Annotated in this window: 22 protein-coding genes; 12 read left to right on the top strand and 10 right to left on the bottom strand. The window is 59.3% G+C overall.

The window, feature by feature from the left end; translation table 11 throughout:
- Positions 1-462 precede the first annotated feature (462 nt).
- Positions 463-1,350 (bottom strand): LysR family transcriptional regulator, encoded by an 888-nt coding sequence (locus tag BWP39_RS30160; RefSeq protein WP_096725834.1) that lies wholly within the window; start codon positions 1,348-1,350, stop codon positions 463-465.
- 104 nt (positions 1,351-1,454) lie between these two features.
- Between BWP39_RS30160 and BWP39_RS30165 the strand changes: the two genes are divergently transcribed.
- From BWP39_RS30165 to BWP39_RS30180, 4 genes are all read left to right on the top strand, one after another.
- Positions 1,455-2,360, top strand: coding sequence for an alpha/beta hydrolase family protein (locus tag BWP39_RS30165; RefSeq protein ID WP_096725835.1), 906 nt, complete (start codon positions 1,455-1,457; stop codon positions 2,358-2,360).
- Between the two features lie 145 nt (positions 2,361-2,505).
- Entirely contained in the window at positions 2,506-3,417 is a 912-nt protein-coding gene (locus BWP39_RS30170) for an NmrA/HSCARG family protein (RefSeq protein ID WP_096725836.1), read from the top strand.
- A gap of 178 nt (positions 3,418-3,595) precedes the next feature.
- Complete coding sequence (locus BWP39_RS30175) at positions 3,596-3,982, top strand: DoxX family protein (RefSeq protein WP_096725837.1); 387 nt, start codon at positions 3,596-3,598, stop codon at positions 3,980-3,982.
- Entirely contained in the window at positions 3,979-4,824 is an 846-nt protein-coding gene (locus BWP39_RS30180; RefSeq protein WP_096725838.1) for a pirin family protein, read from the top strand. The genes BWP39_RS30175 and BWP39_RS30180 overlap by 4 nt, the downstream gene beginning before the upstream one ends.
- A gap of 21 nt (positions 4,825-4,845) precedes the next feature.
- Here BWP39_RS30180 and BWP39_RS30185 read toward each other — a convergent pair whose 3' ends face one another.
- A complete protein-coding gene (locus tag BWP39_RS30185; protein WP_096725839.1) occupies positions 4,846-5,781 on the bottom strand; it encodes a LysR family transcriptional regulator in 936 nt (311 codons plus the stop codon).
- A 174-nt stretch (positions 5,782-5,955) separates the two neighbouring features.
- Between BWP39_RS30185 and BWP39_RS30190 the strand changes: the two genes are divergently transcribed.
- Together BWP39_RS30190 and BWP39_RS30195 are read left to right on the top strand one after the other, a co-directional pair.
- A complete protein-coding gene (locus BWP39_RS30190) occupies positions 5,956-6,573 on the top strand; it encodes an FMN-dependent NADH-azoreductase (RefSeq protein WP_096725840.1) in 618 nt (205 codons plus the stop codon).
- A gap of 362 nt (positions 6,574-6,935) precedes the next feature.
- Positions 6,936-7,775, top strand: coding sequence for a hypothetical protein (locus tag BWP39_RS30195; RefSeq protein ID WP_133116977.1), 840 nt, complete (start codon positions 6,936-6,938; stop codon positions 7,773-7,775).
- 97 nt (positions 7,776-7,872) lie between these two features.
- Here BWP39_RS30195 and BWP39_RS30200 read toward each other — a convergent pair whose 3' ends face one another.
- Positions 7,873-8,439: a TetR family transcriptional regulator gene (locus tag BWP39_RS30200; protein ID WP_207557191.1), complete on the bottom strand. Its 567-nt coding sequence runs from the start codon at positions 8,437-8,439 to the stop codon at positions 7,873-7,875.
- A gap of 127 nt (positions 8,440-8,566) precedes the next feature.
- Between BWP39_RS30200 and BWP39_RS30205 the strand changes: the two genes are divergently transcribed.
- On the top strand, positions 8,567-9,544 hold the full coding sequence (locus BWP39_RS30205) for an NADP-dependent oxidoreductase (protein ID WP_096725842.1): 978 nt from the start codon (positions 8,567-8,569) through the stop codon (positions 9,542-9,544).
- Between the two features lie 62 nt (positions 9,545-9,606).
- On the opposite strand, the gene BWP39_RS30210 is transcribed toward BWP39_RS30205, so the two are convergent.
- The 3 genes from BWP39_RS30210 to BWP39_RS30220 form a co-directional block, all read right to left on the bottom strand.
- Positions 9,607-10,044: a cupin domain-containing protein gene (locus tag BWP39_RS30210; RefSeq protein WP_096725843.1), complete on the bottom strand. Its 438-nt coding sequence runs from the start codon at positions 10,042-10,044 to the stop codon at positions 9,607-9,609.
- A gap of 151 nt (positions 10,045-10,195) precedes the next feature.
- Positions 10,196-11,764, bottom strand: coding sequence for an alpha/beta hydrolase (locus tag BWP39_RS30215; protein WP_096725844.1), 1,569 nt, complete (start codon positions 11,762-11,764; stop codon positions 10,196-10,198).
- Between the two features lie 76 nt (positions 11,765-11,840).
- On the bottom strand, positions 11,841-12,923 hold the full coding sequence (locus BWP39_RS30220) for a porin (protein WP_096725845.1): 1,083 nt from the start codon (positions 12,921-12,923) through the stop codon (positions 11,841-11,843).
- A gap of 277 nt (positions 12,924-13,200) precedes the next feature.
- Between BWP39_RS30220 and BWP39_RS30225 the strand changes: the two genes are divergently transcribed.
- Together BWP39_RS30225 and BWP39_RS30230 are read left to right on the top strand one after the other, a co-directional pair.
- Positions 13,201-14,145: an SDR family NAD(P)-dependent oxidoreductase gene (locus BWP39_RS30225; RefSeq protein ID WP_096725846.1), complete on the top strand. Its 945-nt coding sequence runs from the start codon at positions 13,201-13,203 to the stop codon at positions 14,143-14,145.
- A gap of 164 nt (positions 14,146-14,309) precedes the next feature.
- Positions 14,310-15,245, top strand: coding sequence for an AraC family transcriptional regulator (locus BWP39_RS30230; protein ID WP_170043918.1), 936 nt, complete (start codon positions 14,310-14,312; stop codon positions 15,243-15,245).
- Here BWP39_RS30230 and BWP39_RS30235 read toward each other — a convergent pair.
- Together BWP39_RS30235 and BWP39_RS30240 are read right to left on the bottom strand one after the other, a co-directional pair.
- Complete coding sequence (locus tag BWP39_RS30235; RefSeq protein ID WP_096725848.1) at positions 15,230-16,582, bottom strand: MFS transporter; 1,353 nt, start codon at positions 16,580-16,582, stop codon at positions 15,230-15,232. The two genes, BWP39_RS30230 and BWP39_RS30235, sit on opposite strands and share 16 nt — an antisense overlap.
- 266 nt (positions 16,583-16,848) lie before the next feature.
- Positions 16,849-17,481, bottom strand: a complete 633-nt coding sequence (locus BWP39_RS30240) for a TetR/AcrR family transcriptional regulator (protein WP_096725849.1) — start codon at positions 17,479-17,481, stop codon at positions 16,849-16,851.
- A 101-nt stretch (positions 17,482-17,582) separates the two neighbouring features.
- Here BWP39_RS30240 and BWP39_RS30245 point away from each other — a divergent pair, with 101 nt between their 5' ends.
- Both BWP39_RS30245 and BWP39_RS30250 read left to right on the top strand, forming a co-directional pair.
- Positions 17,583-18,335 carry an SDR family NAD(P)-dependent oxidoreductase gene (locus tag BWP39_RS30245; RefSeq protein ID WP_096726264.1) on the top strand — a complete coding sequence of 251 codons (753 nt, stop codon included), beginning with the start codon at positions 17,583-17,585 and terminating at the stop codon, positions 18,333-18,335.
- Between the two features lie 24 nt (positions 18,336-18,359).
- A complete protein-coding gene (locus BWP39_RS30250) occupies positions 18,360-19,592 on the top strand; it encodes a YbfB/YjiJ family MFS transporter (RefSeq protein WP_157915206.1) in 1,233 nt (410 codons plus the stop codon).
- 66 nt (positions 19,593-19,658) lie between these two features.
- Here BWP39_RS30250 and BWP39_RS30255 read toward each other — a convergent pair whose 3' ends face one another.
- Together BWP39_RS30255 and BWP39_RS30260 are read right to left on the bottom strand one after the other, a co-directional pair.
- The gene (locus BWP39_RS30255; protein WP_096725851.1) at positions 19,659-20,432 is read right to left on the bottom strand and encodes an alpha/beta hydrolase; all 774 of its coding nucleotides are present in this window, start codon (positions 20,430-20,432) and stop codon (positions 19,659-19,661) included.
- A gap of 106 nt (positions 20,433-20,538) precedes the next feature.
- Positions 20,539-21,612 carry an alpha/beta fold hydrolase gene (locus BWP39_RS30260; protein ID WP_235851484.1) on the bottom strand — a complete coding sequence of 358 codons (1,074 nt, stop codon included), beginning with the start codon at positions 21,610-21,612 and terminating at the stop codon, positions 20,539-20,541.
- Positions 21,613-21,914: 302 nt separating this feature from the next.
- Between BWP39_RS30260 and BWP39_RS30265 the strand changes: the two genes are divergently transcribed.
- On the top strand, positions 21,915-22,502 hold the full coding sequence (locus tag BWP39_RS30265; protein ID WP_096725852.1) for a TetR/AcrR family transcriptional regulator: 588 nt from the start codon (positions 21,915-21,917) through the stop codon (positions 22,500-22,502).
- Positions 22,503-22,510: the final 8 nt, after the last annotated feature.

The raw sequence follows: 22,510 nt of genomic DNA on the forward strand, positions 1-22,510 counted from the left end.
TGTCACTAAAAGAGCATTTGATCCAACCTCGAAGTTAAAAGGATTTTCATTCTGACTAACAGTATTGTCAACTTACCGAGTGCAAGGCGGCACGATGGCAAGTTTTAGGGGGCAATGTCGCGCGCACTGTTCACGCGAAAAGGGCCATGCACCAGAACTTCATCGGCACCACCGAGCCTGCATCAGTTGTCTGGGTTTTGTGGCATGCAGTTGGGATTTCACCTCAACGCTACTACAGTCGCCCGAACGTAGGGCATGCAACTTAAGCAGCCGGTTTTTCTGAGAATTTCGATGCTCAAGGACACTTTCTCTGAGACAGGCAGCGTGCGGCCGTTTCAGAGAAAGTGTCCAGGTCATTGATTTGTATGAGGCCCCGATGACAACTTTTCTGAGAGCCTACACTCTCTGGAGTCGTTCGCAAGGAATTGCCGGAATCGCCGTCAAGCAGCATTGGGGGCAACTTTAGTAGAGCAAACGTTGGGCGAGCAGATCGACGAAGGCAACCACCTTTGGTGAAAGATGACGTCTCGTTGGATAGAGCGCATGCATGGGGACTTCTCCTGCGGACCAGTCGACAAGTACATGTAGCAAGCGCCTGGCGCGAACGTCATCGCCACAGAAGATTTCAGGTAGACATGCAATCCCCACACCCGCAAGGGCAGCATCGCGAGCGATCTCCATGTCGTTGACCGTCAGTCGTGGTTTGATCCGGACCTCGACACGTTTACTTTTCGATTCGAGGGTCCAGACGTGCGGCGCCACTCCGCCGCTGAATGTGACGCATGCGTGGCTCGTCAGTTCGGCAGGTGTTTTCGGAACGCCATGGTGTTTGCTGTACTCGGGTGCCACCACGAGCATGAACTTCGCTTTTCCGAGGTTGCGCGCGACGAGCGTCGAATCGACGAGCGCCCCCGCTCGAATGGCAACGTCGAAGCGCTCCTCCACGAGGTCGACGCGACGATCGGAGCACACCATCTCGACCGCCGCATCAGGATGACGAACGAGGTACTCGGCGACGATGGGTCCGAGCTTGCTGAACGACATGGGCGCTGCGACCCGCAGCAGGCCGCGCGGTGTCCCACGCATTCCCAGCACGGTGCTTTCGGCCTCTTCGATGTCGCTCATGGCCGGGCCGACTCGCTCGAACAGGACGCGGCCCGCCTCGGTGAGGCTCAGCTTACGTGTCGTGCGTTGGATGAGTCGCTCACCCATCCGCTCTTCGAGCTCGGAGACCTTCCGGCTCACTGTGGACTTCGGCAGGTTCAGGCGTCGCGCTGCCTCGCTCAGGCTTCCCGCCTGAATGACCCGTACGAAGATCAGGAATTGGTTGAGATCAATTGTTCCACTCATGGAACGATGATACCCAAATTACAGGGCTTGTTCAGCGAAACCTTGAGTCTTATCTTTCGTGGACGGGAAGAACTCCCGAATTGGAAAGCCAAGGAGAAACTGTCATGCCTGATGTATCGCAAATGCTCACGGATCTAGCCAGGGGCCTCAGCAGCCCGGTCCGTGCACCGATCCTCCACACGCCGGATGAGTATGGGATGGCGTACGAGGACATCACGTTCCCGTCGCTGGACGGCACGCCGCTGGAGGCGTGGTGGATTCCCAGTCCGGGTTCGGACAAGCTGGTCATCGCCAACCATCCGATGCCCATGAACCGCTACGGCTTTCCCTCGCACCTACCACAGTGGCAGTTCGTTCCCGGTAACGACATTGAGGTCAACTACATGCGGGAGTACCAGCACCTGCATGAAGCCGGCTACAACGTGCTGACCTACGATGCGCGCAACCATGGCCAGAGCGGCGTGGCCAACGGCAATATCTTCACGTGGGGCCTGTTCGAATCCCGCGACGTGGCTGGTTCGCTGAAGTACGTCAAGTCCCGCCCCGACACCCGCGGCATGAAGCTGGGTCTGCTCAGTCGTTGCATGGGCGCTAACGCGACCTTCGTCGCGAAAACCAGACACCCGGAGCTCTTTGCTGACGTACGGGCCCTGGTTGCCCTGCAACCCATCTCGATGCGCGCCATGGTCGAGCGCAACCTCGAATATATGGGGCTCGCGGACCAGTTCGACGCCGTCAACCGGGAGGTACAACTGATCACCAGCTTCAAGATCGATCAGGTGTCGCCGCTGGAATACGCCAGGAACTGGCAGGCGCCTGCGTTCCTCCTCCAGGTGCGTGACGACGCGCTGACCAAACCCACCGACGTGCAGGCGATATTCGACAACATCCCCGTTGCCGACAAGAAGCTGTTCTGGATCGAGGGTAGCACCCGACGCTGGGACGGTTACAACTACTTCTCCGAACACCCGGCGCAGATGATCGAGTGGTTCGACAAGCACATAGGCTGAACCCATTTCACTTCGACCACGCTACGTGAGTGCTTCGCATTCGCTGCGACTGGGCGCAAGACGACGGCCGAGGATCTCGCTCACAGAGCGGCGTTCCTTGGCTCCTTAGCAAATTGCATTCGGTAGAAAACGCTGGAGAATAACCATGTCAAACAAAATCATTGTCGTGTTTGGCGCAACGGGTCGACAGGGGCAAGGGGTGGTGAACGCGCTGCTCGACCAGGGTGGCTACACCGTTCGGGCGATTAGTCGCGATGCCGCTTCAGATCAGGCCAAAAGGCTCGCTGCTCGCGGAGTCGAAGTGGTCGCTGCAGATCTGAACGTAGTGGGCACGCTGGCATCGGCGCTCAGCGGCGCCTATGGCGTGTTCCTGGTCACCAATTTCTGGGATCCCGCAACTGGGACCAGCGAGTACGGCCAGGTAAAGAATGTGACCGATGCCGCAAAATCCGCCGGCATTTCTCACGTCGTTTGGTCGACGCTACCCGACACTCAAGAAATTTCGGGCGGCAGGTATGAGGTTTCGCACTTCACCAACAAAGCTCGGGCCAACGCGGCGATCGCAGACGCGGGCTTTCGCTACTACAGCTTCGTCGAGGCGCCGTTCTTCTTTCAGAATTTTCTTGCCCAGATGGCGCCGCAACCCACTGGAAACGGGAACCAGAAGGCCTGGGCAGTTCCGATGGACGTCACCAAAAAAAGCGTCCATGCCGGCGACATCCATGAGTTAGGCAAATTGGTCCGGCAGGTTTTCGACCACCCAGAGACAACCGGTCAGGGTCAAATTCTGTCGCTGTGCGCCGACGCATACAGCTGGCAGGAGTTCGCAGACATTCTGAATGGACAAGGCCACAATGTGGTGGTGAACCAGGTGCCGGGCACGGTCTACGATACGTTCTATCCCGGTGCGAAGGAAGTCCGCGAGATGATGGGTTACTTCGAAGACTACAGTTATTTCGGCCCAGACGCGGACGCCAAAAGGGCGCGCGCAGATGCGCTGGTCGAAGGGCAGATCACCAGCTTTGCGGAGTGGGCTAGTGTGAACATGCCGGCTTGATGCGTGTGGCAAGAATTCAGGATACGTGCTGTCTCGACGGAGCTGCACACGGATTACATCTATTCGTGGACGAGAGAAATCCGGTATGACCGGCTAGTCGCTGGTCACCGCGCTACGTAGCATGACGCCAACCGGATCGATGAATCCGCCATGCTTAATCAACTCCAAGGATGTCCTGATGGGCCTCTCTGCAACTACTAACAAACGAATCGTGTGGGCAGTACGCGTACTTCTCGCGCTCGCATTCGGCGCGGCCGGAACGGCGAAGCTTGCCGGAGCGCCGCTGATGATCCAGATTTTCGAACACATCGGTTTCGGTCAATGGTTCCGGTATGTCACGGGTTTTGTCGAAGTCACCGGTGCCGTACTGCTGCTCATTCCCCGAACCGGCTTCCTTGGCGGACTGCTGCTTGCCGTGACGATGGTGTGCGCTGTCGCGACGCATCTGCTGATCATCGGCGGCAACCCGGCTCCGGCTGCGGTCCTGGCATTGCTCAGCGCCTTTGTCGCTTATAGCCTGCGCTCCACGTACGGCGAACCTGCGCATGCGGGAGGGAGAACATGAGTACGCTCGAAAATGTATCGACTTCGGTTCGCTCCGTGGTTCATCGCACTGAGGGGCATCGGCATGGTCCGGTTACCCGTTTGATGAGTCCATCGGATCTGGGTCAACATCTGCGACCTTTTGTCTTTCTGGATTACTTCGACACGCAGGGGCCGGTGAAGAGCGATAGCTTCAACATGCACCCGCATTCGGGTATCGCGACCATCACCTGGATCCAGGAGGGCAGTGTCAACTACGTGGACACGTCGGGCGAGATCGGGGTGCTTCCGCAAGGAGGCATGGAATGGATGCAGGCGGGCGGCGGAGCGTGGCACGGCGGTAATATCGGCGAGACCGGACGGGTTCGCGGCTTCCAGCTGTGGGTTGCATTGCCGCCCGATCATGAGCTGGCAGAAGCGGAAAGCATCTACCTGCCTCCGGATGCGATCGATCATCATGGTCCGGCCGCCGTGCTCCTCGGGCACTACGGCACAGCAAGCAGCCCGATCCGTACGCCTTCTCCCATGACCTACCTGGCGGTGACGTTAAACGCGGGGGAACGGTGGCAATTTCAGCCGCCCGAAGGTCAGACCGTTGCGTGGGCAGCCGTCGGCAAGGGGCGTCTTTCCGCGCCCGAGTCGTTGCATGCCGGGGTGCTCGCCGTCTTTGACGAGTCGACCAACGCCATCCATTTTCATGCTGAAGTCGACACCGAATTCGTGGTGGGTTCCGCGGTCAAGCACCCGCACGATCTGGTGCTCGGCTATTACTCCGTACACACGAGTGCCGAGGCATTGCGCGAAGGCGAGGGGCGCATACAACGCATCGGCAGGCATCTGCGCGAGGTGGGGCGTCTCCCGTGAAGCAGGCGGCAGGGGAAATGCTCAATGCTGTTCGCTGCCTTGGCCGGCGACGGGAAGCGGCGGGATCATCCCTTGATCGAGCATCTTCTTTATGACGAAGTCGATGAAAGTACTCACGGCCCGGGGCAACTGTCGCCGGCTCAGGTAGACCACATAGAAACCGACGCGCAGACCGAATTCGGGCAGTACCCTTTGCAATCGACCCGAGTCGATCTGCGCGATGGCCAACGCTGTCGGCACCAGTGCGACACCGAGTCCGGCGAGAGCAGCATTGATATGGGCCTGCGCGTTATTCGCATGGAATCTCCCTGTCACTGAAATCTCGACCTCGCCTTCGGGACCTTCTAGTTGCCAGGTTGCGTAGCCGGACGGACCAATCGGCCATGTAATGCAATCGTGTTTCGACAACGCAGCAGGTGAATCGGGGAAGCCGCGCGCATCGAGATAGGCCGGGTTTGCTACAAGCCCGTAATGACCCCACCCTACCTGACGCGCGACCAGATGTGGCTCGATCTCCTTGCCCGCTCTGAATGCGATATCGATGCCTTCGCCAAGCAGATCTGCCCGCATGTCGCTCAAAACGAATTCAAGCTGAACCTTCGGATAGGTTGCGAGAAATTCGGCGACAAACGCAACTGGAAACCAGTTGAGAAACTCAGCCACTGCGGCGACACGAACCTTTCCTCGGGGCACCTCGCTGCCTTCGGCAAGGTCAAGGGCCGATTGCGTCAACGCCTCAATCTGATCGACACACCGGGTAAAGAAAGTCTGGCCTGCGTCGGTCAGCGTGAGTCGACGCGTTGAACGCTGCAAGAGACGTATGCCAAGGTCCCGTTCGAGTTCCTGCACGCGCCGGCTTGCGGTGTTTGCCGGAATGCCCACGCGACGTGCTGCTTCAGCAAAACTTCCGGCACGCACTACCTGGACGAACAACGCGATGTCGTTCAGATCCACCATGAATTACCTCCAGCCATGGACGAGTGCAATCCGTTTCTACGGTCTAGTCGATAACGGTTGCCGCACATAGGATTCATGCGTGCCAGCGCTTCTGCCACACCAATCGAATTATCCGCGTGGCTATTCGGAGCGGCTAATTTCATTCCGCACTTAACTCTTCTAGATCTATCAATCATGGCGACCGTTCTTCATATCAGCAGCAGTGTTCGCAGCACAGGTTCTACGTCCCGGCAGTTGGCGGCCGAATTCCTGAGCCAGCGGAAAGCTTCACATCCTGGCGACATCATTATCGAGCGTGACCTGGCAACCGTTCCCGTTCCGCATCTGACCGAACAGATGATGGGGGCATTCTTTACGCCAGTGGAGCAGCATTCTCCCGAGCAAGCCGAGACTGTACAGTTGTCCGACGCACTGGTTGCCGAATTGCTTGGCGCCGACATCATTGTGTTGGGCGTGCCGATGTACAACTTCTCGATCAGTTCCACACTGAAGGCCTGGATCGACCATGTCATCCGGGTTGGCGTGACATTCAGTTATTCCGCCGACGCAGGTCCTGTAGGCAAGGTTGCAGGGAAGAAAGTGTATCTGTTTATCGCCCGCGGCGGGGTATATAGCGAAGGGCCGGCGCAGTCCATGGATTTCCAGGAAGCCTACCTCCGTGCCGCACTCGGATTTATCGGCTTGACGGACGTCACCGCCATTCGCGCCGAAGGTCTCGCCATGGGCGAGTCGGCGGTTGAGGCTGCGTTGAGCGGAAGCCGTCGGTTGATCGAGCAGTTCGCGGCGGCTTGACGGTACTTTCACGTTAGTGCCATCGATGGTTGACCCGAGGTGCGCCGCTTGATGGCGGCGCATGTTCGGTGTGTCTCGGCGAGATCAAAGTCTTTACATCTTCACCAATCAACTTGTCGACACATAGGTTAACTAAACGTCTCGATGTGCAATCGTCCGGCAGTTCGAGCAATCGGCATCCGGCATCTTCCCGGACATTCCTGATGTCATTCTCCCCAGAGTCACGACACGTGAACTCTGTCGGCAATGATGTGCCTCTGTGCGCTGGTTGACCGGCTGGATGGCTCGACCTGTCCGGGTGGAGAGCGCTCTGCCGATAACGCTGAATTCCCGATTATTTTCCAGAACCACGGAGGAAAAAAATGTCTTCAGAGCCACCGGAAAGCCGCTTGATCTGGCTTGCAAACGCTTTGTCTGCGACAGGCTCTTCGCGGCGACAGACCGTGAGACTGACTGGCGTTGCGCGGCTGAGGGTTTTGATGTGGTCGCGAAAAGTACTCGCGCTCGCCGGCTGTGATGCAAAAGATTTTGCGGAGTTGTATACGACGCCAGGGTTGCCGCACCCAAAGTTGAATATCTACGAGAACGCGGCAAGGGAACCGAGCAAACGGACATTGAAAGCCATTGAGCACGGACATCCTCTCGATACGCTGGATCAAAGGCCTTTCGAAGGTTCTGAGGAGCTTTTTCTGATCGGTCCTGACGGCGTGGCTCTGTGGGATGTGCTGGCAGGTGTCGATGATGCGTGCCATGAGGTTATCGCCGATGCCCTGTTCCACACCGCTGAATATGCGCTGGACCAATTTGGGGGGCTCGGTCCCAGGATCGCAGCGATGTACGCAGTCATGTTGCACGGCGATTCACTGGGTCGGATTACACATGGGCGCAATAGATGGCCCGACCTGTCCGGGTGGGTGAACGGCACCCAGCCAAACCTCATTGAGGTGGAAGCAGAAGAGCTCGCTGCTGATAACGCCAGATACGGTGACCAGACGCAGCAATATTCGATCAGGCAGCTGGTTGCCGTGATGGCGTTGTGGATACTCGCCAGGAAGGACTGTATTTACAGGCTCGAAACGAGTTACCTGTTGCAGGGCATCTTCTTCCGGGCAGTGAGAGAAATGTTACCTGAGGTCGCGAAAGAACTGGAAGCATGGTTCGCCGAAGGCATTGAGTGGGTGCCAACGGTCGATGCGGGGTAAGTCAAGAAACAGCGTTGTTTGTTGTTCTTTCGGTATGGCATGTGAATTTGTAGATTCTGTAAATTTTTCGACCAGGCAATCAGAAGCCTGGTCTCATCTATTGCGGCGCCGCTCCCGACAATCCCTGCAACGCCCGTAAAGCTTTCTCAAGATGCTCGACCAGCGGCAACGATGGATCCGCGACCCACGTCTGCAAGCCATGCCCTGTGACGGCCATACCTGTCGCAGCGGCCAGACGCGCAATCGCGGGGTCGATCTCTCGATGCTGAAGCGCCTCGGCGATGGTCTGTGTGACCGCGGCCGATTTAGCAAGTTGACGCTCCTGCAGCGCGGGTGTCCGCGCGATCACCGCTTGCCCTGGTTCGGCAAACGGCAGGTTCTCCTCGAACATCGGTGCGAGCGACTGGAACGACCACACCACGACCTCGAGTGGACCGAGTTCAGGCGGCGCTTCGGCGATCGCGGCGCTCAGGCCGGCATGCAACGCGGCCTCGTTGAACAGCACTTCGCGCTTGTCCGGGAAGTAGCGGAAGAAGGTGCGCTCTGTGACGCCAGCGCGCGCTGCGATTTCTGCGGCAGTGGTCCCGTCATAGCCTTTCTCGAGAAATAGCTCGAGGGCCGCCTCCTGCATACGGCGGCGCACATTTCCCTGGTCTTTTGGCACGGCGTGAATATCTCCCTCATTGTCAGTGACTGACATAAGATCTATACTTTGTGTCAGTCACTGACTATAGCGCATTCAAGGCACGGCGCGACGTGCGTTTGGATTTCATCAATGTGTGGAGAGCCTCATGACCACTGAGAAGATGCGAACGATCCGTTTTCACGAATATGGTGAGCCTGCCGACGTACTCCGACTCGAGGAGGCGCTGATACCCGCGCCCAATCCAGGGCATGTGGCGGTGCGCGTGCATGCCTGTGGCCTGAACCCGGCCGACTGGGCGCTCTGCCGAGGGCTGTCTGCACAAACGCTGCCACGTGGCATCGGACTCGATGTATCGGGAGTCGTCACGGCGGTAGGTGACGGCGTTTCCGGTGTCACCGTCGGCGACGCCGTGTTTGGTCCGGCCGACTTCAAGAACTACCCGGGCGCAGGCGCGGCCGACTACGCCATCCTCTACCATTGGGATCGACTTCCCGATGGTCTGTCGCACGTCGATGCAGCGGCGCTTCCAATGGTCGTCGAAACGGCGGCCCGCTACCTTGCCTGGTCGGGTCTCCAGAAAGGCCAGACTATTCTCATCAATGGAGGCGGCACGATGGTGGGTTTTGCCGCGGTCCAGATGGCCCTGATGCACGGCGCCCGAGTCATTGCGACGGCCGGCGAAACCTTCGCGGATCGTCTGCGCGCCATGGGTGTCCTGGTCGTCGCGCACGGTGACGGAGTGGTAGAGCGGGTCCGCGCGCTTGTCAGTGAAGCGCCAGACGTTCTCGTGGATGTGGCGCCCGTCAACCTGAAAGCGGGTTCTGTAAGCGCGCTGCCCGACCTGGTGGAGATCGCCGGCGGAGACACGACGCGCGTCATCACGATCGCCGATTTCGAAGGTGCGGCGAAGACCGGTGTGCGGACCGGTGCGGAGAACGTCAAAGCCGAAGGCGGCTTCAGGCTTCGCTGGGATGCGCTCGGTGAGCACGGGAGGCTGGCGGCCGAGGGACGTTTCTTTATACCGGTCGCGCGGACCTTTGCTCTCGAAGACTGGCGCGAGGCGCTCGATATCAGTCTGGCTGGTCATGCTCACGGCAAGCTCGTTCTGGTGCCGGGCGATTGAGCTGACTTACGCTCGCTCCGTGGCCCCATGACATGTTACGAGTCGTCGTACCGGTCGAGCGTTTACGGGAAGACGGTAGCGGGCTCGCCGGGCCGATTGACCGTGAAGACAAGAAAGCGACGTACCGCGTGCATGTCGGGGTTGCGCGCGACGCGATGTTCGACATCGACGGGCTGTGCCCAGTGATCCCCTGCATGAAAGCGCTTAACCGGCTCGTCGCCGTAAGCGCTTTCTGCAGTGCCTTCGAGCATGTAGACGAAGCTCGGCCCCGGATGATGATGGATCGGCTCGGCGTATCCGGGCGGCTGGGTCACCAGGTTGAGACGCATCTCGAGATCGGTGCCAGGGATCGGATAGCGTTCGAGTTCCTGGGTCGTCATCGCGTGGCTGTCCGTCGAGACGAGCCCGTCGGATTTTGCCGGAATCGAGCGAAAGAAAGAGACGGCGCTTAGGGCGGCGATGGCCATCATCGCGCGCCGGGAAAGACTGGGCGTTGGCATGTCGTGTCCCTTAAGACGTATCGGTCCCACGAGAATAACAACGACCCCGACCTGCGATAAATACGCCAGACCATATTTCTATGATTCGATTTTCGAATCATGGCGCTGTTGAGTTTGCGTCGCCCAATCCCGCTCTTCATCCAGTCGCCCGTCAGCTCCTGTGACCCGCAAAGAACGTAGCAGCAGCGGACATACACCCATCGAACACCAGCGGCGAGTGATAAGCCCCGATCACCGCAAGCGCGCCGCCGCTCGCAGCGGTCGCCGCTTCGGCGGTCAGAAAAACCTGCCGGGCCGCGTTGAAACCGTCCAATGCGGGCGCGGAATCGACGTCGAGTTCCGTCACGAGTGAACCGAGTCCGGCCCATTGCTGCTTCATCACGTTGGCATTGGTGGCGAAGTACACAACGGGATCCTGGTGACCGCCGCACAACAGCACCGGAGAGGTCGGTGTCCAGCCACGCAGGTCGTTCTTCTTCAACGCGATGCGAAGCGGATTCTGCGGAGATACTGCCGGCACGCCCGTCGTGAGCGTCGGTGCCACGCCATCCGGATTGGCGAAAGCATCGAGCAGATAGTCGAGCCGCGCGCTATTGCGGATCAGGTTGTTCGCGCCGAAGCCGAGTGCGTATATCGCATCGGTCTCGCCGGTACCCGTGGGCGGCGACATGGCGTCGAGCACAGGCTGGAGCGCAGCCGGTCCGGCGGGTGGCGTGCTGCTGAACAGCGCACCCGGCAGCTTGCCGCTCAAAGCGACCGTCGTAAAGTTGTACGGGCCAGGTAGCAGCGTTTCGATGCCGCTCGCGTAAGCGCTTTCGTAGACGTCCAAGGGTGACGAATAGATGTTGCCGTAGGCCTTCTGGTAACTGGTCAGGATCATTGGAAAGAACACATTGGCGCCAATGTCCACTTCGCCTTCAAACACCTGGTCGGCCATCGCTGCTAACGCATAAGGCCCCGACAGAAACGCCGACGCGGTAACCGGTGTGCCGGCTGCCTGCATGGCGCGCGCGGTCGCCATTGCCACGTAGCCGCCCTGCGAGTAACCGGTTAGAAACAGCTTGCTGCTAGCCGTGATGGGCGAGGCAATCAACGGTAGCGCAGCTTTTGCGGCACTCAACGCATCGATCATGTCCTTCGATTGCTGATCTGCGTTCAGGTACGGGTGATAGGCGAGTGTCGAGCTATCGTAGCCGGCGTAGTTGGGCGCCACGACGACATAGCCCTGCGCTGCGTACAACACGGCGAGAAGGAGCGCTTCGGGGTAAGCCTGGTTGGTGGGATCGGAGATGGCGGCGAGGTTATAACTCCTCGTGATGGTGGTGCCGTGCGCATATTCCACGACCGGGCGAGGACCTGTGCAGTTTGGTCCGCTGCCGGTCGGCACCATCAGCACGCCAGATGCGGTCGTGGCTTCGCCAGCGCCGCCTACGGTGGCGTACTGCACGTAGTGCACGTCGACACCACAGGCCAGCGTACCGCCTGCCATTTGTAGCAGACTCAAGCCGGACAGACTGGATTGCAGCACAGCGGTGAAAGCGGCCGCGCTCAGAGAAGCGGTACGCGGCGGCGGGCCATTCAGCAGCGAGCCTTCGGCAGCCGACGAAGCGACAGGCGATGACGCAGTCGATGTAGAGCCGCTGACACTGCCTCCGCATGCCGATACGATCAGGGCAACCACGAGCGCAGCACTTGTCGCTTGAAAGATTTTGACTGACATACGTTGTCTCCTGTTTTTATTGACCGGCGAACCTCATCGATAGATACGCCTGTGCCCACATCGAAAATCGGACCGGCTAGAACATGTGGCGAATCCCGACGTCCGCACCGAAGGTCGATCCTCGCACCCCCATCAGCGCACCGTTGGTGGACAAGCCGGTGTTCATCGTTCCGTGGTTGTTGACGAAGCCAAACTGGCTATAACAGGCGGTCGATTTGGAAAGACTGTAGGTCAGACCAGTCGCTGCCATGATCGAATGATTGCTGGTGTCGTTGCCATCGCTGGTGGCCCAGACGCCTGCGTCGACATTCACGCTGGGCGTGACTTCGTAGCTGAATCCGCCGCCAAATACGCGATCGTCAAACGATCCAGCGATCTTGTAATTGATGAACAGGAGTCTCACCGTGAGGTTGTCGAAGCGATAGCTGGCGCCGATGGTGCGGCCGGAGAACGCGACCGTACTCGGTGTAGGCGTCGACGCGGCCGTACCGCCAAGGTTCCCGCTGTACATCGCCGCATCGATCACGAGTTGACCGAGCTTGTAGCTCAGCCTCGCCGAGTACTGCCGGCCGGCCTGAAAGTCACCCGCAATTCCGCCTAGTGCGAGCATTGCACTGCCTTGCAGACCTGCAATGGTTGGGCTCGCGTATGAAATGGCATTCGAATTGAAGATGCCAGTCACGAACACCCCGCCGATATAGATGGGGACCCCGCTGCCGAAAAAGGACACATTGCGCGGATCGCTGGCAATCAGCGATAACGCAAATGGCGAGTACTGCAGGCCCGCTTTGACCGTACCCACGTCACTGGTTATGCCAACCCATGACTGGCGTCCAAAGAAATTGCCGTTCGAATCGGCAACGCCACCACTGGCGAGGTTGATGCCGCTCTCAAGATCGAAGATCGCTTTGACTCCACCGCCAAGATCTTCCGTTCCCTTTAGACCAAAGACCGACGGACTCAAACCTCCCGTGATCACTGAGAACTGGTGGCCGGCATTTTGTCCGGTAGCCGGGTTAAGCGTCTTGCTGGTGTATAAAATTCCGCTATCGACAATTCCGTAGAGCGTCACGCTACCCTGCGCATGCGCGACTGTTCCGACGCCGGCAAGCGACGTGCAAAGCAGCATCGCGCCAGCGATGTGGCGATACGATTTCATCGTTGAAGTCTCCATTTTTAGTTAGTTTTTTGACTAAAGAAATTCCTGTGCCGGAATTGTCTCGGGGCGAGTATCAGACAGATCGCCTACCCCGTCATTGGCACGATTCGCCAAACTTTTTTCAAAACGCGCCAATCAATACAAATCTCGGGAAATCCCTCGCTGACCTTAGGAATAAACGCATGGAGAATTTGCCGTGCGCAAAATCAAGCCTTTCGTACAAGGTAATTTTTCACATCACCTTTACGGCTTAAACCGACAGAGAGAAATCCAGGCAATGAGCATCGACTTCAAGGAGCGCGTCGCGATCGTGACCGGCGCCGGCGGCGGACTCGGTAGACAGCACGCATTGGCGCTTGCTGCGCGCGGTGCAAAAGTGGTCGTCAACGATCCGGCCGGTTCGCGCGACGGTTCCGGTCTCACTGCAACCGCGGCCCAGCAGGTCGTCGACGAAATACGACGCACGGGCGGCGAGGCGATCGCCAATGAAGCGTCCGTCACCGATTTCGATGCGATGCAAAAGATGGTCGCCGACACGATGAGTCGCTGGGGCCGTGTCGATGTGCTCATCAACAATGCCGGTATCTTGCGCGACAAGACTTTCGCGAAGATGGATCTAGATGATTTTCGCCTCGTGATGGACGTGCATCTGATGGGCTCGGTCAATTGCACGAAAGCGGTGTGGGACATCATGCAGCAGCAACGCTATGGCCGCATTGTGATGACGACGTCGTCGTCGGGGCTATACGGCAATTTCGGGCAGTCTAACTACGCCGCCGCGAAAATGGCGCTAGTCGGCCTGATGCAAACGCTCGCGCTCGAAGGGAAGAAATACAACATCCATGTCAATGCACTCGCACCGACAGCGGCGACCCGGATGACCGAAGGATTGCTACAAGACCATCTCACCGACATGCTGCTGCCCGAAGCCGTGGTGCCTGCGATGCTGGTGCTCGCTCACGAAAGTGCGCCGACGCGCACCATTCTCTGCGCTGGAGCCGGGACATTCGAGGCTGCGCATATCACGCTGACGGAGGGCCTGTACGTCGGCGTGGGCATCGACGTACCGGAACGGCTTGCTGGCCTGCTCGATCGCGTCACCGATCGCGACGGTTCGATCGTTCCCGAAGCGGGCAATGCGCAAGGAAACAACGAGACCGAGCAGGCCGTGGCTGCATTGAAGCGGCGAGCCTCGACGGGCTCGTCACCGACCGCGTTATAGATCGTCGGAACACTGCAGGCCAGACGTGGCGCGTTGCCAACGGAATGGTGTATACAGGCGATATGCGCCCCTCTAGCGAGTCACTCTGCCTGACGTTGTCGTCCCGTTTTCTGCAGGTCTTTTTCAGCGAAACGGGCACAGATCCCTCGACGCAGAAGCGTTTGATGGAACAGGTCGGCATCGCTGCCGACACCTTGACGTCCACCACCGGTCGCGTCACCGAGGACCAGTTCTCGGCGCTATACCGGCTGATGGCGAGCGAAAGGAACGACGAGCTGCTCGGCCTCCTGTCCCGACCCATGCCGGGCGGCACGATGAAGTTTGGGGGCTACAGCATCATCGCAGCGCCGACCACGGGCATCGCACTCCATCGCTATTCCCGTCTGCTCAAAATGCTCAGTGACGACTTTGAAGTCCTGATCTCCCGAAACGACGGGCTCGCGTCGATCGCGTTGCGAGAACCGGACGGACCACGACGATGCCGGGCGATGGGTCTCGAACTCACGCTCAAGGTGTTTCACGGTGTGGGTTCCTGGTTGATCGGCAGGAACATTCCGTTGATGGCGGTCAACTTCTCGTTCCCGGCGCCAGCCTATCTCGACGACCTTTACAGCTTGTTTCCAGGCCCGCTGAACTTCGATTGCCCGACGACGATGATGACGTTCGATGCGTCGCTACTGGACCTGCAATTCCACCGCACCGAACGCGACCTCAGAACGTTTCTTTCCCGCCAGCCGCGTGACTGGCTATGCTCGCCGTCCGTGCGGCAACCGGTGGCGCACCTGGTTCGAACCTGCCTGCTTGAAGGGGGTGTGGGCTCGATGAAAGTCCCCGACATTGCCAAAACGCTCAACATGTCCCTGCGAACGCTTTGCCGTCGACTGGAACAGGAGGGTGTGTCCGTCAAGGAGGTCAAGGATGCACTGCGGCGTGATCTGGCGATTCATCGGCTTACGCAAACGCAGGACCAAATTTCGGAAATCGCCGAAGGACTCGGCTTCGGCGATATCCCGTCGTTCTATCGCGCGTTCCGTAGCTGGACGGGCGTGGCGCCGGGTGCATACCGGCGCGACACGGGGATGCGTCAGGTCGATTCGTAAGCCGCAGCGGCACGCGCGATGTGTGCAGGTCGAAGCGCAATCAACAGCAGTCCGCCCGACAACAACAGCATCGCGATGATCAGACCAAGGCTTGTATAAGGTGCGCCGGTCCTGCCGTTGATCCAGACGAGCGCAGGCGGAATCACGCTCGGGCCCAGATTCCCGAGGCTGCTGATCAACGCGATGCCCGCAGCCGCTGTCTTCTTCGGCACATATTCGCTCACTGCCGTGAAGAACACGGGCGTGAGCGTGACCATGCCCGTCGTCATGACGCATAGCCCCAGCAGCGACACAGTGAAAGAGCCCTGCGCGACGATCGTAATACCCAGCCCCGCGGCGGAAAGGCCAGTCGCGCCCGCGAAGTGCCAGCGCCGCTCCCTGGTGCGATCGGAATGACGGCCGAACAACGTCATACCAACGATTCCGCATAGATAAGGAATCGCCGAATAGATGCCGACCCAGAACAGATTGTTGATACCCCAACTTTTGATGAGCGTGGGCGTCCAGAAGATCATCGAGTACACACAGCCGATGAACAGCAGATAGACGAGCGACAGTGCGTAGACCTTCGGGTCGCACAGCAGCGCCTTGATCGACGCATGCGCGGCCGTACTGACACCGGTTGTTTCGGAATCGAGCTGCTTGCGCAAGACGCCTTTCTCGCCGTCCGTCAACCAGGCCACCTGCTCGGGCCGGTCGCTAAGCGCAAAGAACGTCACGAGGCCGAGCAGAACTGCCGGCAGGCCACTGATCAGAAACAGCCATTGCCAGCCGTGCAAACCCGCCGTGCCGTCGAGACCTCGCAGGATCGCGCCGCTGAGCGGTGTCATCGCGAGAAGGGACAGGACCGGTGCGGCCAGAAAGATCGAAATGATCGAACCGCGGCGTTGAGCGGGAAACCAGTACGTCAGGTACAGGATCACGCCCGGGAAAAAACCCGCTTCGAATGCGCCGAGCAGGAAGCGCAACGCATAGAACACGGGCTCGCTTCGAACGAACATCAGGCAGGTACTGACGGCGCCCCATCCGAGCATGATGCGAAGCATCGTCTTGCGTGCGCCGATTTTTTCGAGCATCAGATTGCTGGGCACTTCAAAAAGCAGATAACCGACAAAGAAGATGCTTGCGCCGATGCTGTACGACAGGTCGCCAAACGGCAGCGTCTGCTTCATCTGCAGTTGTGCCATGCCGACGTTGACGCGGTCGACGTATGCATAGACGTAGCAAAGGAAAAGCAGCGGGACGATACGCCAGGCAATTTTTGCGAATAGCGTGTCGGTTGCTGACGGACCGTCGGTAATGGATCTTCCGCTGCTAACGGACTCCAGGTGGTTCATTGTCTCTCTCCATCACGCGGATTTATGTAGTTATCTGATTCTGGTCGTCCGTGCAGAAGTGCTCCCGGCCGTGAAGACGGGGCGAATGCAATCTGCATACTTCTGTGATTTTTGAATGGTCACATTTAACCACTCAAAACTGGAGTAAGTGTCTTTCAAACCGGAGACCCGGTCATTGGCAAGGTCGGCCAAAGTTTTCCTGAAATCGGCCAATAATTGGCGGCGGTCGAATGCCGATGCGGCTGCGGAGTGTCACTTAAACGAGGTCACCGTTTGACCTTGCGCCTTGCTGAACCCGCGACAGACTTGCGGCGAGGCCGAGCGGGCCAACTCATCAACGCGCGCTCGGCGGATTCAGTAAGTTCCGCCCTGGACATACCCTCCGCTGCCTGCAGAGCCAGGCCATTGAACACCATGAGCAGATATCGGGCGAGCGCAGCGGGATCCTCGGACTCCGCGAGATATCCTTCCTGTTGCGCACGCGCGAGCCGTTCGGTCAGTAATTCCCGCGTCCTGCCGCGCAGCGTGATGATGGCACCTGGCACATCGTCGTTGTCCACTCCCGCCGCCGTTCCGGCCTGAATCAGCAAACATCCACGGGGCTCGTCTGGATCGATCAACCATTCGATTGCACCGAACAAAAATCGCTCCGCCACTTCGCGTGCGGTAGCGTCACCTAGCAAATGCTCGCGGTGTCCAGCACGTCGCTCGCGATACCGGACGAGTACCGCATCGAAGAGACCACGTTTGCTGCCGAAGGCAGCATAGATGCTCGGCGAACTCAGCCCCATTGCCTTCGTTAGTTCGGCCATGGAGGCGCCCTCGTACCCACGACGCCAGAACACCTCCATCGCGTGATCGAGCACTTCTCCTTCTTCAAAATCGCGCGGTCGTGCCATACCCATCCATTCCATTGATCTGTATCGATCATTACATAATTCGCTTGCTTCGTCCATTCGACCGTGGTTATATGTCGATCATCACAGAATTGGAGTGTTCGATGGATGCATCCCTGCAAGGCAAAGTGGCGGTTATTACAGGCGGTGGCGAAGGCATCGGTCTGGCCTCCGCGAAGCGGATGGTTAAAGCGGGTGCGTCTGTCTTTATCGTAGGCCGGCGTCAGTCGATACTCGATGCCGCGGTCGCCGAAATTGGCGGTGATGTGGTGGCCGTACGGGCCGACGTGTCGCGACAGGCAGAGCTGGATCGCGTCTACGAAGCGGTTCGTATCGCGAAGGGCAAAGTGGACATCGTGGTGGCGAACGCCGGTGTCCAGACGAGGGAAGCGCTCGGCTCGATCACGGAAGAGGGCATCGATTCCCAGCTTGCGATCAATTTCAAGGGCGTTATCTATACGGTTCAGCAGGCCCTGCCGCTGCTGAGCGATGGGGCATCGATCATCCTGGTGTCGTCGGTGACAGCGCACAAGGGTTTGCCAGCACGCACGGTCTATTCGGCGACGAAGGCTGCGATTCGCAGCTTTGCGCGGACGTGGGCCACGGAGCTCAAGGCGCGTCGCATCCGTGTCAACGCTATCAGTCCAGGACCGATCATGACGCCTTTGGTGAAGGCCACCTTTGTCGACGAAGCGGCTAAGGACGCTTACATGAAGAACATCGTTGGCGCGGTTCCGTTGGGGCGTGCGGGGGAGGCGGAGGAGATTGGCGCAATCGTAGCGTTTCTCGCTTCCGATGCGGCCAGCTATATCAACGGAGCCGATATTCAGGCGGACGGTGGCTTTGCACAGGTTTAAAGTATGGCCACCTGGAGCGCTAGATTGAGTGAGAAAACGCATTCGTCATCGGTTAGCCTGGCAGGGCAAGCGGATTCATCCGCCGCAGATGCCACGCTGACGCCTCTCTGGGTCGTGGTTGGCCTCGCGATGGGGCCGGCGGTGGCGCTCGGGCTGTCCCGCTTTGCTTACGCGCTATTGCTTCCGCTTATGCGCGCGGGTCTTGGCTGGAGCTTTGCCGATGCAGGGGCGATGAATACCGCCAATGCTGCGGGCTACCTCGTGGGCGCACTGATTACCGCACCATTGGGCCGGTGGATCGGCAACAAGCGTGTGTTTGCAATTGGGCTTCTCTTAACCGCTTTAAGCGTCGGCGCAACCGGTCTGACCTCGCATTTCACGCTGCTGCTCGTGCTGCGAACACTGACGGGTGTAACGGGCGCGCTCGCATTCGTTGCGGGTGCTGGCCTGACCTCCGCGGCGGCTGCAGGAGGCAGCAAGAGTCGCGCGCCAACCGTTCTCGGTGTGTATTTTGCGGGTGCCGGATTGGGCGTGATGGCCTCGGCGCTCACCATCCCGCCGTTGCTATCGGCAATGGGCTGGCGAGGAGGCTGGCTGGTGCTGGGTGGCCTGTCGCTGCTGGCGACGATCTACGGATGGAGTGTGCTGGGTTACACGCCCGAGCCATCGCACAACGCCAGCAAGGCGCGCGGCGGCTGGTCCCTGAAGTTCATGGTGTGCAAGCTGCTGTCGTACTGTCTCTACGGCGCGGGGTATATCACCTACGCCACCTTCATCGTTGCGTACCTACGCAGCAACGTTGGTTTCAATAGTTATGGCATTACGACTTTCTGGTCTGTCCTTGGCCTAGCAGCAATCGTTGCTGCGTTCGCGTGGGGCCCCGTACTTGGTCATCTGAAGGGCGGCTGGGGAACGGCCGCGACGGTCGCCATGGTTGCTGTCGGCGCCGTGCTTCCGCTCATCTGGCCCACTGCTGCGGGTGCCTACCTGTCGGCGATTCTCTTCGGCGGTTCATTTCTTGCAGTCGTCGCTGCGGTGACCAGCTTTGCGCGCCGGGCAGCAAAGCCGCATGCATGGACGACTGCGATTGCTGCACTAACCGTGGCGTTTGGCGTGGGGCAATGCATCGGCCCGCTACTGAGCGGCACGCTTTCCGATGGACCTTCCGGGATTCGTGCTGGTCTGTGGCTTTCGGTCGGGATTCTGACGCTGTCTGTCATCGTCGCGGCATTCCAGCGGGAACCCGAGGCGTCTTGATCGCGTGAGCCGCGGCGAAAGCGCATCAGCAGCAACGGGGCCGACGACGTACCCGGTCGCGATTGTTTACTCGCCAGAGTGCCGCGCTGCCTGTTCGATCAGTGCAGCAACTTCCCTCGGATGGGATTCAAACACTGCATGGCTTGCACCGTTGATCTCGACCGTATTCGCATGAGCGCGTGCTGCATACATGCGCTGGAGGTTCGGGCTCATCATCCTGTCGGCCGTCGCGACCATGTACCAGCTCGGCTTTGTCTTCCATGCCGGATCGGCAACCTGCGCCGAGAATTCGGATGCTGCAAGCGGGATCTGCGCATGCGCCTCGAACTCGGCTTGGGCGCGGGGCAGGTCAGGTGCGAACTGTGATGGGTAGTCGACCGGTTTCAGGTAAACGAAGTTATCCGGAGTTCCGACGATAGATACAGGTGCACCAGGGTACTTCTTGTTGTTGTCCGCCATGGTTTCACCCGCATCCAGTGCATGTGCGGTGATATAGACCAGCGACTTCACGTGGCCGTCGTTCCCCGCTTCACTAATAACGGTGCCCGCGTAGCTATGGCCGACGAGTACGCAAGGACCGTCAAGACTATTGAGTACGCGTTTCGTGGCGGTCACGTCGTCGTTGAATGACGTCAGCGGTTGTTGCACCAGTGTCACGCGGTAGCCATCCTTCGTCAGGATGTTGTAGACAGGACGCCAACCCGCTGCATCGGCAAATGCGCCGTGAACCACGACGATATTTTTCACAGGCGCGGCAAGCGCGGGCACTGCGGTGATGGTATGCAGGCACAGCGCGGAGATGGCTTGCGCCACGACAGAGCGTAAGGTGGGAAAACGCATGATCAATCCTTGAGTGGTTAAGCGGCCAAAGCAAATCAGAATTGTTGAGTGGATGGAAAGCAGGATCGCGATACAGACGGCCTGAGCGAAAGCGCCGTCATCGAATTCAATGCACGGTGAGGAAGTCCTGCACCGCGGCGATCGTCGGCGCGGGCGCTTCATCCATCAGCCAGTGGCCCGCGTTCGGGATAATGACTTCCTGCACGTTCGTCGCTGCGTTGCGCATGATGATTCCCACATTGGCGCCGAACGCTTTCTCGGCGCCGATGGCGAGCACCGGCATCGTCAGCTTCGTCTGCATTGCCTTGAGATTGTCGGCGTCGTCCTTCTGGTCGATCGCGAGGAACTGGGCGAACGCGGAATGCATCGCGCCGGGCCTTGCATAGATCGCAGCGTAGTGGCGGCGGGTCGCCTCGTCGATCTTCGACGGGTCGCCGGCGAACTCGTCCCAGAAGCGGTCGAGATAGATGCGTTCGCGTCCGGCAACCAGACGCTCGGCGTCACGGCCACCGAAGTTGAAGTGCCACAGCGCGGGCATGCGCACGATCTGGTCCCACGGCGGGATACCGGGGATCGGCGAGTCGATTACAACGAGACGGGTTGTCTTGTCCGGATAGCGTGCTGCGTAGGCATACGCGACCATCACGCCGATGTCGTGGCCCACGATGTCGGCGTGGTCGATGCCGAGCCTGTCGAGGACCGCCTGAATGTCGCCGGCCTGTGTCCACTTGTCATAGCCGCCGGCGGGGTGCGAGGACAGGCCCATGCCGCGCAGGTCGGGCACGACGACGGTGTGGTCCTTCTCGAGCACGGCGGCCATCGGCGCCCACATGTCACCGGTCTCGCCGAAGCCATGGATCAGCACGACCGCGGGCCCATGACCGCCGACGCGGACGTTGATCGTCGCGTCGCCGTTCACCACCTCCGAGTGGCGGAAGTCGGCCGGGAAGGGGGTGATCGCGGCGTGCGCCGACAGGGCGCCCAGCGTCAGGCTGGCGGCGAAGCCGACCGCCACTCGACGAAAAGTGCGGGAGAGCGCGGACCAGACGCTTGCGGAGTTCTTCGGTTTCTCAGCGTGAGGGAACGTTTGCCGGGCGGATGCGCCGTCGGCTTCGATCGTGTTCGTCTGCATCACGGCCGGGACGGGATAAATCCCTTCTACGTTGGCATGCTCGTTCATCTGTGTACTCCAGGTGGTTTCTCGTTGGGGGCGGCTCACAGCGCGGCGGCGAACCGCCCGGCAGGGAACCGCACATAAAGAAGTCATGCCGTATATCAGTGATCTGGACCGGATGCGGCATCGACGAAACGAATTCTATAACGTGCGTAATAAAACGTTCAATGAATTTTGTAACGATGGTGATAAAACAGAGTCATGAAGTGTCTTTTCTCACGCGAACGGCAGCGTCGGACACGCCAGTTTTGTATCGATCGTGCTAAAATAAGTCCGCGAGTAACGGAAATTCAGGGAGCTGCACAAAAATGGCGAGACCGAGAGAGTTCGACGAAGAGGCGGTGCTGGACAAGGCGACTGAGCACTTCTGGGTGAACGGGTATGAATCCACGTCCATGCGTGATCTGGCCGAGGGCACAGGACTGACCAGTCCAAGCCTGTACAACGCGTTCGGCGACAAGCGGGCTCTCTATCGGCTGGTGCTCGATCGATATGTTCAGTCTGCGCTCGTCAATTGCACCGAAATATTCGAGGGCGACACACCGCCTCTGCAAGCCATAGAACGGTACATCGACGCGATCATCGCTGAGGCGCTCAGCGATAAGCTGCGCAAGGGCTGCTTTGTGGTAAATACCGCGCTTGAGGTCGCACCACATGACGAAGAGTTTCGCGAGGTGGTCACCTACATTTTTGGCCGGATCGAGCGGTACCTGCGCGACAGCATTGCTGCGGGTCAGTCGGACGGGTCGATTTCGACGGATCAGTCTGCAACCGATCTCGCGAGGCTGTTTCTCGGCACTTCTTTAGGTATTCGGGTATTTGCGCGGACGCGTCCCGATCGCGCGCTGCTTAAGGGTCTCGCGCGACCCCTTTTCTCCCTGTTGCGAAAACCCTGAACCACCAC

It is taken from the genome of Paraburkholderia acidicola, assembly GCF_002362315.1.
GTDB lineage: Bacteria > Pseudomonadota > Gammaproteobacteria > Burkholderiales > Burkholderiaceae > Paraburkholderia > Paraburkholderia acidicola.